The sequence below is a fragment of the Brucella rhizosphaerae genome (genome assembly GCF_002252475.1).
GTDB lineage: Bacteria > Pseudomonadota > Alphaproteobacteria > Rhizobiales > Rhizobiaceae > Brucella > Brucella rhizosphaerae.
This window is the reverse complement of the sequence record NZ_NNRK01000017.1, coordinates 167,470-185,022: the sequence shown is the minus strand read 5'-3', so window position 1 is coordinate 185,022 and position 17,553 is coordinate 167,470. Positions and strand designations below refer to the sequence as shown.

Genomic DNA, 17,553 nt, shown 5'->3' with positions numbered 1-17,553 from the left:
ATTTTTTGGAAAAGTGAATTTCACATGGCAAACACTCATCAGGCATCCGGTTCACGCTCTATCATAGATGAACTCAACGCCCTGCGTGAGCGCCATGCGCCGACGACACCAAAGTCGAGCGCGATGAACGAACTGCACAACACTTTGGCAGAACTCGAAAAGCGGCTAGGCCAGCTTGGAAGTGCCACGCCTCGCCCTCGCGCAGTTGAACCACAGCAATCCGATAAACGCATCGAAGGTCTCGCAGAAATTGCCGAGCATTTGCGTCGTCTCAGCGATCAGCAGAACAAGGCCGAATTGCATAACGCGCGACCAGCATCAGCTTTTACCCCGCGCTTTGCCGAACTGAATGATAAGACGAGCGCATCGTTTTCTGACAACAACGCTCTGCGCCAGATTGATGCTCGTCTGGATGAAATCAGCCGAGCTGTTATTGCCGCCAACCGCCATCAGAGTTCTGATCATGAGGAAGCGCTTCGTCTGGAGCGCATCGAACGCCGTCTTACTGAACTCACTCAGCAACTTGATAGTTCAGTTGCCGATCAGAATGCTGATACATTGTTCCGTCGACTTGGCGAACTTTCACAGCGCATTGATGCTTTAAGCGAAGGATCGCACTTGCCTGAACAGGCAATCGACGAGCTGGCACAGCAAATTAATCTCCTTGCGCATCAGGTTGGCAAGGTTATGGAAAACCTGAGCCAGTCCGATTATCAGAACGTCGATGCCCGTCTTGGAGCAATTGACCAAAAGCTCGCCACTGCCGAACAATGGGCCCACCAGCCAAATCCCGAGCTTTTGGAAAAGGTTGATAATCGTTTCAAAGAACTGACCAAGCGCCTCGATGCGCAATATGCAAGCCATTACGCAGAAGGTGGCATGCTCCATACGCTTGAAGGTCGTCTGGACGATATTTCGCAACAGATATCGCTCAGCCTGTTGCAAACGCCGCAGCCGGAAGAGATCGCGCTTGCAGAAAGCGAAGCCATTCGCGGCCTTGAAAGCCAGATCGCAAACCTTGCACGTCAACTGGCAAAGCCTTCAGCAGAATTTGCAGAAATCAAGCCACGCCTTGATGCAATTGAACGCTCAATCACAGACAACCGTGAAACTGTTCTTGACGCAGCACGAGAAGCCGCCGAAACAGCGGTTGCTCATGTACTCAAGCATGGCTCGCAGCACGATACCGCAATCGCACTTCAGCTCGCCAATGATATGAAGTCGCTTGAGGCGCTTGCACGCAATGCCGACGAGCGTAATGGCAAAACATTTGAGGCTGTTCACGAGACGCTGGTTAAAGTGGTTGACCGGCTCGCAAACCTTGAACAGCAAATTGATGCACAGCCACTTCTCTCGCAGACCGCGGCAAAAGCCAAGCCGGTTGCAAATCCCTATTCCGCAGCACCACACGCGTTTCCAACCCTTGCGCCCCAGATCTCTGATTCTCATTCTACGGAAAAAAGCCCGAAGCCCGTCGTCGATGCGCCAAGTGCCGATGAGAAGCTCGCAAAACTGACGCCAAAAATGCGACAGGAACCAGAACTCGGCTCTTCGCTCGATTCAGTTCAGCCCGACAATGACAGCGTACTCGACCTTAACACGATTATGAAGCGTGTGCGTGAAGAGCGGAGCCAGCAAGACAGTGCGAAAGCCGAAACAAGCGGCAAAGCGGATTTAATCAGCGTAGCACGTCGCACCGCGCAGCAGGCAGCTGAAGAATCGGCCAAGCTTGAGCAACAGTCGGACAAGGTTGCGGAGAAGAAAAAAGGATCGATCAGCGACCTCTTCAATCGTCAGCGCAAGCCTATCTTGCTGGCCATTGGTGCCGTGATGCTGGCAATAGCTGGCTTGCAGGCAGGATCGGCCTTCCTGGAAGCCAATCAACCGGCAGAACTTTCCGCAAAGACTGAAGCGCCGGCGATCGACAATGAAACCACGGCTTCCATCACCCCTGCAAATGAGGTGTCCCCAGCACCAAAAATTCAGCCAATCCCAGAAGTGGTTGCGCCTGAAACAACCATTGCCAGGCCCCAGCAGGAAAGCAGTCTGACAGCACCGATGCCTGCTCCAGCGTCTCTAGAGCCGGAGATCGCCGACACTGCGCCAGCACAGGAACCATCCTTGACTGAAGTGCCGGTTGAAGCAGGTCCTGCAGCGTTGCGCGAAGCCGCAATGACCGGTGACTCTCGTGCACTGTTTGAAATCGGCAACCGCTATATGGAAGGTCGTGGCGTTCAGGCAGATTTGGCAGAAGCCGCAAAATGGTATGAACAGTCGGCGACAAAAGGCTTTGCACCCGCGCTTTATCGCATGGGCAATTTCAATGAGAAGGGGCTCGGCATGCCCCGCAATCTCACAAAGGCAATCGATTGGTATCAGCAGGCAGCCAAACAAGGCAACGCCAGCGCCATGCATAATCTGGCGGTGCTTTTTGCATCAGGTGCCAATGGCTCACCGGATAACGCTTCTGCGGTGCGTTGGTTTACCGATGCGGCAGAGCTCGGCGTCAAAGACAGCCAGTATAATCTCGGCATTCTGGCCGCCAAGGGCCTTGGAATGCAGGTTAACCTTGAAGAGAGCTATAAGTGGTTTGCACTTGCTGCCAAAGCGGGTGACAAGGATGCAGCCGACAAGCGCGATCAGATCGGCGAAGCAATGAAGCCTCAGCAGCTCGAACGCGCCAAGGGTAGCGTTGAACTGTGGAAGGCAATGCCTCTTAATCAGGAAGCCAATTCAGTTGACATGCCTGAAGGCTGGGCCGATGAAAAACCTGTCACCACTGCCTCTGTCGATATGAAAAAGGCGGTTCGCAACATTCAGCTCATCCTCCAGAAGAACGGCTATGATGTTGGAAACCCAGATGGCGTTATGGGTAATAAGACCCGCAATGCCATTGCCGACATTCAAAAGGCCCATGGGCAGGAACCCACAGGTGAGGTCAATCAGCAACTGGTGCAACTGCTGCTTGAGAAGAATAAATAACCGTCAGATTATGGCCTGATACTGTCTTGATCAGCGATCATTGATGCGGGATCGCGATACAATCTGGCGGTCTCGTTGTCTTTATTGTCGATCGTAAACGGATCCATTGATGATTAGACGCGCCCTTCGGCGTCCCAGATGCCGCCCGCCTGACATTTGTCTTCGGACACCACTAATATAATCAATCGCTATCGTCATATCGATCAAGTGATTGACATGGTGATTGGTCGAAAAACACGTGGAAATAGTTCCAGAATAAAACGCTGATCTCAACGAAATGCACTCTTAGAGAATAGCAAATATTTTCGATGAGCAACAACGTTGCGAAAACCAGCAGAGCCTTTGCCGAGGGCATTTAATTTATGCGAAAAGTAACAGCTTGAACCCAATAGCCGCCACTTATTATCTAATCGATGAAAGAGGGGGCGATGGTATGCTGCTGCATGTAAACAATGAAATGGAAAATGGCATAATTGCCAAAATACCCCTTGCTTTGGACAAGGATATCAAAAACTTTCAGGGAGATGCTATCGATTTCGAAGTATCCATACTGGAAGGCCATCTCCTTCCAGCCGATGAACTTCACCCATATAAGTCACTGTTCAAAGTTCTTTCAGGAAACGCAGAACTAAAAAATCTTTATATGGCGCTTTCGTTCAACCTCAATTTTTCAACGCCGGACGGCAAAAAAACCTCAATGGCACGTTCCGGCCCAGCTGATGAATGGGTGATCACGAATGGGCAGTATTACTCTGACGCAGCATCATCTTTCGGCTTCACATCCGGGAGCAAGTTTGCCGGAGCTTATAGCGCGAGCATCACCAATCTATCTCTTTATGTAATCAAGAGCGGTAGCCTCATCGACAACAAAATGTCGAACCCTATCGCGATTAAGGCACAATTCTATCAATCTTCGACACATTCGATCATTACCCCGAAGGAACACATCAATATCGTGCTCAACAATCGGCAAGGCTCCTACGAATAGGCCGGCCGAGACGATGAGAATGTGAAGCTTTTATGGAAGAACCAGTGGCACATTGTTGTGCACAAACAACAATGTGCCATTTTCTTTTCTTATTGCCGTTCAAAGTAACTCTAATCTCAATCGGGGTTTGACTTCCCCCGTTTGAAAGAGCAAGACCGTTAGAGCGCATCCTAAAAAATGTGAAACAATTTTGGGATTAAGTGCGCGTTAAAACGATTGTTTAGGGTACGATCTGATTCAGTCAGATCGATACGGCTCTGAAGACTTGAGACAGACCTTGCGGCATAGCGCGACCGCAAAGGGCTGGGTATTGTGCGTTTGTAAAACCGGGTTCGGAATTGGGTATTTACCTTCCCATTGCGGAATTATCGGTCAACATGCTGGTTCTGCTCGGCATGGGCGCTGCTGTTGGTTTTCTTTCCGGATTGTTCGGTGTTGGCGGTGGATTTCTGATCACACCGCTGCTGATTTTTTATAACATTCCACCAGCAATTGCCGTGGCGACTGGCGCCAATCAGGTCATCGCTTCATCGGTATCCGGGGCCCTTGCGCATTTCAAACGACGAACACTCGACATCAAGCTCGGCCTGTTTCTAGTTGCGGGCGGCATCGTTGGGTCGCTACTCGGTATTTTCGTCTTCTCGTGGCTGCGTGATCTGGGTCAGCTCGATCTGATCGTTTCAATCCTGTACGTCTTCTTCCTCGGCACAGTCGGCGGACTGATGCTGGTTGAAAGCGTGCGCGCGTTACGGCGTGTGAAAAAGGGGCAGGCAGGAGCAATTCGCCGCCCCGGTCAGCACACATGGATACATAAACTGCCATTCAAGATGCGGTTCCGCGCATCCACTATTTATGTCAGCATCATTCCGGTACTCGGCATCGGTTTTTTCATCGGCCTGCTATCATCTGTGATGGGTGTAGGCGGCGGCTTCATTATGGTGCCCGCGCTGATCTACCTGCTGCATGTCCCCACCAACGTGGTGGTTGGCACGTCGCTCTTCCAGATTACTTTCGTCACTGCATTTACGACTGTTATGCAGGCGACAACCAACCAGTCCATCGACATCGTGCTGGCGTTTCTCCTTATGCTTGGCGGCGTAATCGGCGCACAATATGGTGCGCGTATAGGCCAGAAGCTGCGTGGCGAACAACTGCGCTTATTGCTTGCTCTGCTGGTTCTCGCAGTTGGCCTTCGCCTTGCGTTCGGCCTCTTCGTGCGGCCTGACAATCTGTTCTCGATCACAATTGCGGATATGTGATATGAGCAAGTTCAGCCTCATATCAGCTTTGCTATTATGTTTTGCAGCGGGCCCAGCGTCGGCGCAGATTAATTCGAGCGGCGATGGCAATGCCGTACCGCAATTGCAGAACCCTGCTGAAGAGACCATCGAGATTGGTCTTTCAACAGAGACTATTGCTATTACCTCCAATTTTGGCGGCACGGATCTCACCATCTTCGGTGCGCTTGATAATGCTGATCCAATGATCCAGCGGCAGGGACGCTACGACATTATCGTCGTTCTGCAAGGGCCGGCACGCGACCTGGTCGTGCGCAAAAAAGAACGCTATCTGGGCGTCTGGGTAAACGCGGATTCTGAAACCTTCATGGGTGTTCCGCTTTCCTATTCGTTGGCCTCGACACGTAATTTGCAGGATATCGCAGACGATAAGATTTACCGTCAGCTTTCAGTCGGTGTCCGCAATTTTTATCTGAGGCCAGAAGACCCGGCGAGCCTGTCGGGCAATATTCCGAAGTTCGGTGATGAATTGCGCGAGATGAAACTCCGGCAAGGTCTTTACAGCCAACGTATCGGCGGCGTGGAATTTCTATCACGCACATTGTTTCGTGCGACGTTGAACTTGTCAGCGAATGTGCCGGTCGGACGCCACCGCGCCCGCGCGCTTTTGTTCCGCAATGGTGTTTTTCTGCGTGAAGCCAATGCCAGCCTTGAGATCGTGAAGGCCGGTGTGGAACAAAGCATCTATGATGCAGCCCATAAATACAGCTTCTATTATGGTGTGTTTGCTGTGTTTCTGGCAGTATTTACCGGCTGGGCTGGTCGTATTCTATTCAAGAAAGACTAGAGAACTTCTGGATTGATTTGAATCGTTCGGAATGCTTTTTGTTTTTACGCACATTTTTTCGAAAACCGTCCCCGTTTTTCGGGATGTGCTCCAGCCATTTTATACGCCATTACCTTATGCAAAACCGTTACACATTTTGCAGTAACTGCGTTACCCACCAACCAGCGCACCGTGTGCAATTGGATAAATTTTGCCCTGCCCCAGCATGTAAGCACGCAGTGTCGCATCGACGAACAACCCACGGAAAGCACGATCAAGCACATTGAGTGCGCCCGTATAAGCACCAAAAGCTGGCATTATAAGCCTTTCGCCATCACTTGCGAAACATGGCCGGCGAACCGAGCGCCCACGTCGTACAATGCGTGCTGCGGGATGAAGATGACCGGCCACTTCACCCTGCGCCTGTATCCGAGAAGGCTCGTGCCGGAAGGTCAGCGGTCCAACAGCAAGCTCTTCAACACAATCTCCGGGCAGGTCAGCTGGGCGATCAGGATCATGGTTGCCGGTTATCCAGAACCACTCACGATGCTCCATCAATGATCTGAGACGGATTGCATAAAGCGATGGGAGACGTTCGCTCGCTTTCGCATCGTGAAAGCTATCACCCAGGCTGATGACAGTGCGTGGCTGATAGCGCGCTATAACCGCCGCCAGCATGTCAAGTGTCACACCCGTATCATAAGGCGGAATGAGTTGACCGCGCCGCGCGAAGGATGAGCCTTTCTCAAGATGGAGATCAGAGACGACCAGCATATGGAGATCGGGTAAAAAGAGCGCTCCGCAAGGGTCATAAACGGTCGCAACGCCGCGCACTTCCGCATGCGCCAGACTGTAAGCCTCTCCATTGCCCCAAACTGCTGTACTCATCCTACTGCTTCTCTGATCAAGTCGTCAGCTGCTTCTTCAAGCAGCATCTCATCACCCTCACCTGCCACGCGCTCCCGTCCGATTTCAAGCATAACCGGCAGAGCCAGCGGCGAAATGCGGTCAAGCGGCTTGTGCAGAAGATGCCCTTTCACTCGTGTCAGCATGTCGCCAAGACGTTTGATGTCTAAAAGCCCCGTCGCTGCATCGGCACGCGTCGCCTGTAGCAAAATATGGTCCGGTTCATGGGTGCGCAATACGTCATAGATCAAGTCAGTTGAAACCGTAACCTGACGTCCTGTTTTCTCCAGCCCCGGATGACGGCGTTCGATAAGTCCGGAAATAACAGCGCAATTGCGGAAGGTCCGCTTCAAAAGATAACTTTCATCAAGCCATGCCTCGAGGTCGTCACCCAGCATATCCTCATCGAACAGGCGTGTAAGACTGAGTTTGCCAGCACCAATCATCGCACCCATGTCTTTTAGGCCCCAAAGCCCAAGTGAATAGTCAGTCGCGACAAAACCGAGAGGATGCGCGCCCATGCGCTCCAGACGGCGCGTCAGCAACATCCCGAGCGTTTGATGCGCCAACCGTCCCTCGAAGGGATAGGCAACCATGTAAAAGCGCCCGCCCTTTGGAAAAGTCTCTATCAGCAATTCATCAGTTCGCGGCAGTACAGACTTAACTTGCTGCATCTCCAGCCATTCGCGCACCTGTTCAGGCAGAAACTGCCAGCGCGAGCGATCGGCGAGCATGGCCCGCACCTGTGATGCGAGATAGGTGGATAAAGGAAACTTACCACCCGCATAAACAGGAATTTTTGCGTCCTGCCCTGCTGCATTGGAAGCGATACATTCATTTTCACGGATACCCTCAAATCGCAGTACCTTGCCTGCAAACAGAAACGTGTCACCCGGCGTCAGCGTTTCAAGGAAATATTCCTCGATCCGCCCCAAAACACGCCCACCCCTTCCAATCGCACGGGTATTCGCGCCCTTGCCAGCACGTGTAAGCCGCACGTTCAGTTCGGGAGCCTCGACGATCGTGCCAATGTTCAGGCGATATTGCTGGGCAATGCGCGGATTGGAAACGCGCCATGTGCCATCAACAGTCTTGCGGATTTTGGCAAAGCGCTCGTAGGTTTTGAGCGCATAGCCGCCGGTTGCCACGAAATCGAGAATGCGATCAAAGGTTTCGCGCGAAATGTCAGAATAGGGTGCCGCGCTCTGTACCTCACGATACAGCTGATCAGCATTGAATGGTTCTGCACAGGCCATACCCAGAACATGTTGCGCCAGCACATCCAATGCACCGTCGATAAGAGGCGGCGTATCCTGTGCACCAAGATAATTGGCATCGAGAGCTGCACGGCATTCCATAACTTCAAAACGATTGGCAGGCACCAGAATGGCGCGACTTGGTTCGTCCATACGGTGATTGGCACGGCCGATACGCTGTGCGAGGCGACTGGCCCCTTTCGGTGCGCCGACATGAATGACCAGATCGACATCGCCCCAGTCAATGCCAAGATCAAGCGTTGAGGTCGCAACCACGGCTCGCAATGTGTTGGCCGCCATGGCCTGCTCAACCTTGCGGCGCTGACTGGCGTCAAGCGACCCATGATGAAGCGCAATGGGCAGTGTATCATCGTTCACGCGCCAGAGTTCCTGAAACAGCATTTCAGCCTGACTGCGCGTGTTCACAAAAAGCAGTGTCGTTCGATGCGCGCGGACAGCCTCGTAAATATCAGGAATCGCATAGCGGGATGAATGCCCCGCCCATGGCACACGCTCTGCGGAATCGAGAATGGTGATTTCCGGCTTCGCGCCGCCATCCACTGTGACAAGCCCCGATTTAGGCTCTGTGCCGTCCTGTTCCACCAACCAGCGACGAAGCTCATCGGGCTGGGCCACGGTGGCCGAGAGGCCTATCGTCTGCAATTTCGGTTGCAGGCGGCGGAGACGAGCAAGCCCCAGTGCCAGCAAATGACCCCGCTTGGAAATGACCAGCGAGTGCAACTCATCCAGCACCACATAACGCAAGCCTTTGAAAAATTGTTCCGCCCCTTTGGAGGCGATCAAAAGCGCAAGCTGTTCCGGCGTCGTGAGCAGAATATCAGGAGGCGCTAGTTTCTGCCGCTGACGCTTGTGTGCTGGTGTATCACCCGTGCGGGTTTCGATACTGATATCAAGCCCCATATCCTCAACTGGTACGGTCAGATTGCGGTGAATATCGACAGCCAGCGCCTTAAGCGGTGAAATATAAAGCGTATGCACACCACGCTTTGCCATGCCGGGCTTTTTGCGACCACTTCGTTCCAGATCGACCAGTGCTGGCAGAAAGCCGGCCAGCGTCTTACCTGCGCCCGTTGGCGCAATCAACAGCGTGGATTGTCCTTCTTCAGCACGCGAAAGCAGTTCAAGCTGATGCGCGCGCGGCGACCAGCCTTTCTCTGCAAACCATTTCACAAAACGGTCTGGCAGATTAAAAGCAGCTGTCTGCCGGGTCGGGGTCAGGTTCAACGTCACCTCCCCAATCTAATGCCCGTAAGGCTCCGCGCCAAGATGTTTGTTCACTTTTGTTCTCATTTTGTCAGCAGTATCGTTTTCGTGCTCTTTCCAGCACGAAGTTACTGACCTATCTAATCATTCATGCGTTTTGATGAGTTGCTGCGCTCCACACCAAAAGGTCTTTATTGCCCGCCCGGCGATTTTTATATCGATCCGGTACGGCCGGTGGATCGTGCACTCATCACCCATGGCCATTCCGATCATGCGCGCGCCGGACACAACCATGTGTTGGCCACACCGGAAACGCTCGACATCATGGCGATCCGCTATGGCGCAGATTTTGCGGGCAGCACACAACCGATGAAACTTGGCGAGGCACTAACAATCAATGGTGTACAGATAAGCTTTCATGGCGCGGGTCATGTGCTGGGCTCTGCTCAAATTGCCGTCGAGAAAGATGGTACGCGCATTGTCGCTTCCGGTGATTACAAACGGGCAGCTGATCCAACCTGTGCGCCTTTTGTACCAATCCCCTGCGACGTATTCATCACGGAAGCCACCTTTGCGCTGCCGGTATTTCGTCACCCCGAAGCTGCTCACGAAATCGCAACATTATTGAAATCACTCGTTCAGTTTCCCGAGCGTGCGCATCTTGTGGGAGCTTATTCACTCGGCAAAGCACAGCGGGTAATCAAGCTCATTCGCAATGCTGGCTATGACGAACCAATCTATATTCACGGTGGCTTGCAGAAGCTCTGCGATTATTATCAGTCGCAAGGCATTGAGCTTGGACAGTTGGAGCCCGCAACACTTGAACGTGGCGAGGCTTCGCCTGATTTTGCCGGGAAAATCGTGATCGGCCCGCCATCCGCTTTTTCAGACCGATGGGCACGGCGTTTTCCTGATCCGCTGCCCGCTTTTGCATCCGGCTGGATGCGTATTCGCCAGCGGGCGAAGCAACGCGGTGTCGAACTGCCACTTATTATTTCCGATCATTGCGACTGGGACGAGTTGACCGCCACCATCAGCGAGATCAACCCCGCCGAAGTATGGGTAACACATGGTCGAGAAGAAGCTCTCGTTCGCTGGTGCGAATTGCAGAATATTCCCGCACGCCCGTTGCATCTCGTCGGCTACGAAGACGAAGGGGATTGATGCGCGCCTTTGCTGAACTCCTCGACCGACTTGTCCTGACGCCCCAGCGCAATGGCAAATTGCGGCTGCTGGTCGATTATTTCCGTACAACTCCCGATCCGGACCGGGGGCTGGCGCTGGCGGCAATCACGCGCGATCTCGAATTGCAAAGTGTCAAACCCGCCATGCTGCGCGCACTGATTGCCGAGCGCAGCGACCCCACACTTTTCGCCTATTCCTACGATTATGTCGGCGATCTGGCTGAAACAATTTCGCTGATCTGGCCAGGACCAAATGAAACACCTGCGGGTGCCAATCTGCCGCTTAGTGTGGTCGTTCACGATTTGCAGAATGCTTCACGTCGAGAAGGCCCGTTGCTCGTGGCAGGCTGGCTTGATCTGCTCGGCATTTCAGAACGATACGCACTGCTGAAGCTTGTCACAGGTGGTTTGCGCATTGGTGTTTCTGCTCGTCTTGCTAAACAGGCACTCGCTGATTTTGGCAGCGTAGATGTTATCGAAATAGAGGAACTGTGGCACGGGCAGACACAGCCATTCACAGCACTCTTTGCATGGCTGGAAGGCCATGGTGCAAAGCCTGCCGCCACGGCTGATGCGCCGTTTCGCCCTGTCATGTTGGCAACAGCACTTGATGAAGACGAAATTCCGGCGCTCGATCCATCAGCCTATAGTGCTGAATGGAAGTGGGATGGCATTCGTGTGCAGGCTGTATCGGAAAATGGTGTGCGGCGGCTTTATTCACGTACGGGCGATGATATTTCCGGCGCTTTTCCCGATGTGCTAGAAGCCATGGAGTTTGATGGAGCCATAGATGGCGAACTGCTCGTCGGCCATCGTGGCGAGACTGGCATTGAAACCGCCACTTTTTCTGATTTGCAGCAAAGGCTTAACCGCAAGACTGTCACAGCAAAACAGCTAAAGGAATATCCCGCCTTCATCCGCGCCTACGATCTTTTGCAGGTTGGCACGCAACAAGCCGGAGAAGATTTGCGTTCCCTGCCTTTCATGGAACGGCGTGCGCGACTTACACCTTTCATTGAAAAGCTCGACAAGCGCCGGTTTGATCTATCGCCCGTATTGCAATTCAACGACTTCAGCCAACTGGCAAAAATGCGCCTGAACCCACCCCATCCGGTGATTGAGGGCGTGATGCTGAAGCGTCATGACAGCCCATATGTTCCCGGTCGCCCCAAAGGACCCTGGTTCAAGTGGAAACGCGATCCATTCACCGTGGATGCCGTGGTTGTCTATGCACAGCGCGGGCATGGCAAACGATCAAGCTACTATTCCGACTTCACCTTTGCAGTATGGACTGGACCCGAAGACGAACCTGTTCTGGTGCCTGTGGGGAAGGCTTATTTCGGCTTTACTGATGAGGAGCTGAAGCTTCTCGACAAGTTTGTTCGCGAGAACACGATTGAACGCTTCGGCCCGGTACGCTCGGTGCGTGCGGAACCAGATCATGGTCTCGTGGTGGAAGTTGCTTTTGAGGGCCTCAACCGTTCAACCCGGCACAAGTCGGGTGTTGCCATGCGCTTTCCACGTTTTTCCCGGCTTCGATGGGACAAGCCGCCGCGTGAAGCGGACCGGCTTGAGACATTGGAAAGACTACTGAGCTGAGAACCTGTTTACTCGACAGCGGTGGTTACGCGAATTGCAAAAATATCAACGGGCTTGCCTGCACCACTGAGATCAGAATTGATCGTGATTTTGCCCGAGCGACCAGCGGACTGGCTTCCCTGAAAATCCTGATCGAACAGGAAATCGCTCACGGAATCACGGACGTCATAACGTCTGCGTCCACAATCACCGAGACCAGCAAAATCGCAATTAACTGACATTTGCGTAGGCTTACCATCATCACTGCGGGCAACAATGTCAAAGGTCGCCTTTTTACCAATCAGCTGGTTCAGGACACCTTCGCCGATATCAAAGGTGACACTGTCGCTCGCGCTTTTCGACTGAACCCGGGCAAAACTATTCGTACCTTCGCGCATGATTTCAGCCGTTGCCCCACCTTGCACTGACATGCGCGTAGCATCCACTGGCGTGAAAATATTGATCCAGGTACGTCCTTCCGGATCTTCGCCTTCCTTGATCGGAGCCATGCGATTATCTGTCAGAAGTGGGCTTGAGCCATTGCCGCGCGTGAAATCCGCAAAACTGTTGTAAAGTGAGAAACCAATCAACCCCAGAATAACGACAACCATGACCGAGATGCCGAGACCAATAAGCGGTGAGCGGCGCTTTTTCTTGCGATCCTTGCGGGAAACACCCGCTTCATAACCGAGATCGGCGGAACCGCGCTTTTTCCTTTTCGATGTCGCGCGGATATCCGTCGTATCGAGCGCCGGGCCAGTTTCATAAGCGCCCTCACCCAAAACGGGGTCTGAGGATTCTGGTGCTCCCAGCGACGGTTCTCGCTTCGCATTCGCCTCAGAACCAGCTTTAAACTCAGCCTCGATCTCAGAAATAGCATCCTTGATCTTCTGACGCCGCTGCTGCTTCTGATCTTCACTAAGAGCAGTATTGCTCGTCAACGCGCGCTCATGTGCACCCCAAGCCGCCTCATAAATGCGCTGACGGGTGGCCGGATTATGTGCATCCGACTTTGCGAATGCATTCCTGATTGCGCGTTCAATACTTTCCAAAGGGCTGCTCTTCCTTGGTTGCGTCTTCTCACTGGATCCTTCGGACACAGCTGGTTAAATGAGCCTCAGCGAAATTAACGTCTGAATCAAGGCATTTACCTGTTCTGGACCCATTTTGGCTACCCGCAAGAACTGTCAAATATACCAAATATTAACTTTAAGGCTCATTTTCCCCCGACCTTTATAAAAACAGCCTGCTCATAAGCTCTCATACTGCCGTGTTTTCTCCTAAGATTTTTCATGTTGCTGTTCGCAAAAGCCGTGCTAAAAATATTACGTTTACGGAAACGTCAATTTTTGGAGGATAAAATGGCATTGCCGGATATTTTGAAAAACAGGCTGCGCATTCCCGTGGTCGGAGCGCCACTGTTTATCATTTCCAATCCGGCTTTGGTGCTGGCGCAATGCAAGGCAGGCGTAGTCGGCTCATTTCCAGCGCTGAATGCGCGCCCCGAGGCACAGCTCGATGAGTGGCTCGCCGAGATTACTGAAGAACTTGCCACCTACAATGCTGCGAACCCCGAACGCCCAGCCGCTCCGTTTGCAGTTAATCAAATTGTGCATCGTTCCAACAGACGGCTCGAGCACGACCTTGGCCTCTGCGTGAAATACAAAGTCCCAATCGTGATTTCCTCACTCGGTGCCGTGCCCGAGGTCAATGCCGCGATCCATTCTTACGGCGGTATCGTGCTGCATGACGTCATCAACAACAGACATGCCAACTCGGCGATCCGCAAAGGTGCTGACGGCCTTATTGCCGTTGCTGCAGGCGCTGGTGGTCATGCAGGCGCTCTCTCACCTTTTGCACTCGTTCAAGAAATTCGCGAATGGTTCGATGGCCCCTTGCTCCTTTCCGGTGCAATCGCCAATGGTGGCGCTATTCTGGCGGCACAGGCCATGGGCGCAGATCTTGCTTATATTGGCTCGCCATTCATCGCGACGACTGAAGCTCGCGCATCCGAAGATTACAAGCAGATGATTGTCGATTCGAACGCTTCTGATATTGTCTATTCCAACTACTTTACTGGAATTGCTGGCAATTACCTGAAGCCGTCAATCGCTAAATCCGGCCTGGATCCTGATCACCTACCAGAAGCGGATCCATCCAAGATGGACTTCGACAAGGCCCATCAGGACGGCACAAAAGCATGGAAAGATATTTGGGGCTGCGGACAGGGTATCGGCGCGATTAAGGAAATCGCACCGGCAGCACAGCTGATTTACCGGCTGGCTCAGGAATACGAGCAAGCGCGCAGCCGGATCTGCCAAGGCGCATAATTACAATCCATGAAGATAACAAAGCCTCCAATCGCGAACACTGGCGGCTTTGTTTCAAATTGGCTCTAACAAACGTGAAGAATATGTGTTTTGGACCTTGCTTTCCATCCTGCTTTTGGTTATCAGCGCACCGTTCGGTCACAAACTGATCGACATTCCTTCGGGAGTTTGGAACTATGGTTCCGGGCCGCTTTAGCTCAGTTGGTAGAGCACATCATTCGTAATGATGGGGTCAGCAGTTCGAGTCTGCTAAGCGGCACCATAAAATCCATGATTGAGCTATTTTTCGTTTTCACCACAAAGATGCTAGCAATCAAATAGCAATCACCTTCGCGAAACGTAATCTGCTCGGCAAAATTGCCTTAACTAGCAGCATAAGATCCTGTAGAAAAACGCTCGAGAACCATCATACTCGTCCGGAGCTGCACATAGTCGCGATCAACACTTCACAATTTCTGCGTTGTCAAACTCGACTATTCTCATTGTTCTGTTAGCAACGAATTCCGTCCACATTCGTGATCGAACGCTGTCTATTGTCATGTGAGCTAAAATAAATGGCGAAAAAGCCTAAGAAGAAAAATGAGCAGCCTAGCCTTGAGCAGCTCTATCTCAGGCTCACGGAACACTTCGTTCGAAAATATAATATGTCATTAAGCTTTCTCGCGCCGCACACTGACAGTCCTCGAGAACGTCCGTCTCTCAACAAACTATGAGCTTAACCATCTGGTGACGTCTGAGCAAGCCGCTAGTTCTTGGGTTTAAGCCCAAAAACGTTAGCTAACCGGCGGGTGCAGGGCATTGAGAATCCACCTTACCGAAAAGTGGGTAAAGCCATTCGTTATCAATACGGCGATTTATTGCCTTTTATTGAACTCCAAAAGAGGAAAAACACTAGTCAGAAGTGAAGCAGATTTTATTATCTGAAAATGCATGACTGATCATTTCGAATGACTGGAACGGGGTCGGGAGCGAACTGTCCTCTTTTGGAGGCCAGCGATGCAATAGAAGCTACTATGGGGCGCGGGCGAGATCTACGCCCGCTACCGGCCCCTTAGTGGTGATTACAAATGGCACATATTGTAAAAATCACATTTTCCCATATGTGGCCATCACTTCGCTTTTAGCAGGTGATGCAACCGCACCACAGCCTAAATCCTTCTACCTGTTTTACTGTCGAAGAGATGCACGCGGCTTTCGTCTCCTTTGACGTGCACCCGTTGCCCTAGCTCCAACTCGCTATCACGCGGGAACTCGACAGTCAGCATTTTAGCGTGGCCAATTTCGATATAGCCGAACATCTGACTGCCCAATCGTTCAACCACAGCAAGCTCACCACTGAACCACGCTTCCTGCGCAGAACAAGCTGACAGGTCTTCAGGCCGAACGCCAAGCGTGACGTGATCCTGAAGGCTAAGCTGCGTGTTTTGTAAGCCGAGAGAGACATCTCTATCCATGCAAGAAAGCACAAGATTCTCTTCGCTATTTTGTCGAACTGCCGCAGGAAGAGCGTTCATGGTTGGGCTACCGATGAATTGTGCAACGAAGAGACTAGCAGGCTTGCGGTAAATATCGAGCGGTTTGCCAATCTGTTCGACATTACCCTTGTTCATAACCACAATTCGATCAGCAAGTGTCATCGCCTCGACCTGATCATGCGTCACGTAAACGGTGGTTGCTTTAATCTTCCGGTGCAGTTTTGCGATTTCCAACCGCATTTCAACACGCAAAGCTGCATCAAGGTTCGACAGTGGCTCATCGAACAAAAACGCATTGGGTTCTCTCACAATGGCGCGCCCCATAGCGACGCGCTGACGTTGACCACCCGAAAGTTGTGCAGGGCGCCGGGCGAGAAATTCACCAATTTTCAGCGTCTCCGCCACCGTTCCAATGCGCGATGATACGTCGTTGTCATTGGAGCCACGCATCTTGAGTCCAAAAGCCATATTCTCCTCCACACTCATGTGCGGATAGAGCGCGTAGTCCTGAAAAACCATGGCAATGTTACGCTCTGAAGGCGACAGCTCATTGACGATAGCATCGCCAAACTTCAGCTCGCCACCCGATATATCCTCCAGACCAGCGATCATTCTGAGCAAAGTAGATTTGCCACAACCGGAGGGACCGACCAGAACAACAAACTCTCCACTCTCGATACGAAAGTCGAGATCGTGAATGACTTTATGGGTGCCATAAGTCTTCTGGATACGCTCCAACGTGATGGCGATCATGCTTGCTCCTCCCAGAGTTTTTGCTTGACGTCTATTATCGATATTATTATCAATAATGATAATTGAAGCGTTAGGCAAGAAGGCGCAGGTATCGGCGTGGCATATTTTTCACCCAAACTCGTTCAGAGCAGACCTCCGAAGGCAGCAGTCGTATTTGAGGCGCTGAAGCGAGATATTATGCTTGGTACATTGCCTGCCGGGATCAATCTGACAGAGCTGGAAATCGCTGCACATTTTCAATGCAGTCAGGGACCCGTGCGTGAAGCGCTGCTTCAGTTGCAGGAAGAAGGCCTCGTTCTCCGACAGGGCCATAGGGGAACACAGGTTTCTCTATGCACACCGGACGAAGCTGTTGAAATGTTTCGTCTACGTAACTCCATTGAATGTAATGGGATCCCACGCGTCATGATGCGTCGCTCCAAGAAGCTGACGGATGATCTTAAAGGAATGCTGGACGGGATGCTGCAAGCAGCCGATCAAGAAGATGAATATCGTCTGGCTGCAATTGATCGTGATTTTCACAGATGCATTTTCGACGAAGCTGACTTGCCCGCTCTGAACCCCATTTTGCATCGTTGCCTTGTACATAATCATCGCTTCAAAATTTCACAAAGTGGCAGTACGCGCGATCTCCGTGGAACAGCACTGCGTCATTGCTCAATCATTGATGCGATTCAAGCTGCCGACACTGAGGCCGCAATGACTGCTATGCGTCATCACATTGCGACAATTGTCGATTTTGGGCCCGCGATATTCCCTGAAGAGGGCAGCTCTTCATGAGAAATACCATCAAACAAGAACTATTGCCAAAAA

12 protein-coding genes and 1 tRNA gene are annotated in these 17,553 nt (G+C 52.1%); 9 read left to right on the top strand and 4 right to left on the bottom strand.

The features are described from left to right. Nucleotides 1-24: 24 nt before the first annotated feature. From CEV32_RS02965 to CEV32_RS02950, 4 genes are all read left to right on the top strand, one after another. Nucleotides 25-2,982 (top strand): peptidoglycan-binding protein, encoded by a 2,958-nt coding sequence (locus CEV32_RS02965; protein WP_094574000.1) that lies wholly within the window; start codon nt 25-27, stop codon nt 2,980-2,982. A gap of 433 nt (nt 2,983-3,415) precedes the next feature. After that, nucleotides 3,416-3,970 carry a hypothetical protein gene (locus tag CEV32_RS02960; protein ID WP_094573998.1) on the top strand — a complete coding sequence of 185 codons (555 nt, stop codon included), beginning with the start codon at nt 3,416-3,418 and terminating at the stop codon, nt 3,968-3,970. A 377-nt stretch (nt 3,971-4,347) separates the two neighbouring features. Continuing rightward, nucleotides 4,348-5,229 (top strand): sulfite exporter TauE/SafE family protein, encoded by an 882-nt coding sequence (locus CEV32_RS02955; protein WP_235818707.1) that lies wholly within the window; start codon nt 4,348-4,350, stop codon nt 5,227-5,229. A gap of 1 nt (nt 5,230) precedes the next feature. Then, a complete protein-coding gene (locus CEV32_RS02950) occupies nt 5,231-6,055 on the top strand; it encodes a TIGR02186 family protein (protein WP_094573994.1) in 825 nt (274 codons plus the stop codon). Nucleotides 6,056-6,205: 150 nt separating this feature from the next. Here CEV32_RS02950 and pdeM read toward each other — a convergent pair whose 3' ends face one another. Further along, complete coding sequence (gene pdeM / locus CEV32_RS02945) at nt 6,206-6,922, bottom strand: ligase-associated DNA damage response endonuclease PdeM (RefSeq protein ID WP_094573992.1); 717 nt, start codon at nt 6,920-6,922, stop codon at nt 6,206-6,208. Continuing rightward, on the bottom strand, nt 6,919-9,447 hold the full coding sequence (locus tag CEV32_RS02940) for a ligase-associated DNA damage response DEXH box helicase (RefSeq protein WP_094573990.1): 2,529 nt from the start codon (nt 9,445-9,447) through the stop codon (nt 6,919-6,921). Before CEV32_RS02940 ends, pdeM begins: the two co-directional genes overlap by 4 nt. A gap of 123 nt (nt 9,448-9,570) precedes the next feature. On the opposite strand from CEV32_RS02940, the gene CEV32_RS02935 reads away from it, so the two are divergent. Further along, nucleotides 9,571-10,584 (top strand): ligase-associated DNA damage response exonuclease, encoded by a 1,014-nt coding sequence (locus CEV32_RS02935; protein WP_094573988.1) that lies wholly within the window; start codon nt 9,571-9,573, stop codon nt 10,582-10,584. Further along, nucleotides 10,584-12,203, top strand: a complete 1,620-nt coding sequence (locus CEV32_RS02930; protein ID WP_094573986.1) for a cisplatin damage response ATP-dependent DNA ligase — start codon at nt 10,584-10,586, stop codon at nt 12,201-12,203. Before CEV32_RS02935 ends, CEV32_RS02930 begins: the two co-directional genes overlap by 1 nt. Before the next feature lie 8 nt (nt 12,204-12,211). Here the strand turns inward: CEV32_RS02930 and CEV32_RS02925 are convergent, their stop codons facing one another. Then, nucleotides 12,212-13,234 (bottom strand): hypothetical protein, encoded by a 1,023-nt coding sequence (locus CEV32_RS02925; RefSeq protein ID WP_094573984.1) that lies wholly within the window; start codon nt 13,232-13,234, stop codon nt 12,212-12,214. Between the two features lie 309 nt (nt 13,235-13,543). Here CEV32_RS02925 and CEV32_RS02920 point away from each other — a divergent pair, with 309 nt between their 5' ends. Continuing rightward, a complete protein-coding gene (locus CEV32_RS02920; protein WP_094573981.1) occupies nt 13,544-14,512 on the top strand; it encodes an NAD(P)H-dependent flavin oxidoreductase in 969 nt (322 codons plus the stop codon). A 186-nt stretch (nt 14,513-14,698) separates the two neighbouring features. Further along, nucleotides 14,699-14,774: transfer RNA gene (locus CEV32_RS02915), tRNA-Thr, on the top strand. Nucleotides 14,775-15,660: 886 nt separating this feature from the next. On the opposite strand, the gene CEV32_RS02910 is transcribed toward CEV32_RS02915, so the two are convergent. Further along, a complete protein-coding gene (locus tag CEV32_RS02910) occupies nt 15,661-16,740 on the bottom strand; it encodes an ABC transporter ATP-binding protein (protein ID WP_094573979.1) in 1,080 nt (359 codons plus the stop codon). A gap of 96 nt (nt 16,741-16,836) precedes the next feature. Here CEV32_RS02910 and CEV32_RS02905 point away from each other — a divergent pair, with 96 nt between their 5' ends. Then, nucleotides 16,837-17,520: a GntR family transcriptional regulator gene (locus CEV32_RS02905; protein WP_094573977.1), complete on the top strand. Its 684-nt coding sequence runs from the start codon at nt 16,837-16,839 to the stop codon at nt 17,518-17,520. The last annotated feature ends 33 nt before the right edge of the window (nt 17,521-17,553 follow it).

Coding starts and splice junctions, on each gene's coding strand:
- CEV32_RS02965 (WP_094574000.1), top strand. CDS start 25: ATGGCAAACACTCATCAGGCATCCGGTTCACGCTCTATCATAGATGAA.
- CEV32_RS02960 (WP_094573998.1), top strand. CDS start 3,416: ATGCTGCTGCATGTAAACAATGAAATGGAAAATGGCATAATTGCCAAA.
- CEV32_RS02955 (WP_235818707.1), top strand. CDS start 4,348: ATGCTGGTTCTGCTCGGCATGGGCGCTGCTGTTGGTTTTCTTTCCGGA.
- CEV32_RS02950 (WP_094573994.1), top strand. CDS start 5,231: ATGAGCAAGTTCAGCCTCATATCAGCTTTGCTATTATGTTTTGCAGCG.
- pdeM (WP_094573992.1), bottom strand. CDS start 6,922: ATGAGTACAGCAGTTTGGGGCAATGGAGAGGCTTACAGTCTGGCGCAT.
- CEV32_RS02935 (WP_094573988.1), top strand. CDS start 9,571: ATGCGTTTTGATGAGTTGCTGCGCTCCACACCAAAAGGTCTTTATTGC.
- CEV32_RS02930 (WP_094573986.1), top strand. CDS start 10,584: ATGCGCGCCTTTGCTGAACTCCTCGACCGACTTGTCCTGACGCCCCAG.
- CEV32_RS02920 (WP_094573981.1), top strand. CDS start 13,544: ATGGCATTGCCGGATATTTTGAAAAACAGGCTGCGCATTCCCGTGGTC.
- CEV32_RS02910 (WP_094573979.1), bottom strand. CDS start 16,740: ATGATCGCCATCACGTTGGAGCGTATCCAGAAGACTTATGGCACCCAT.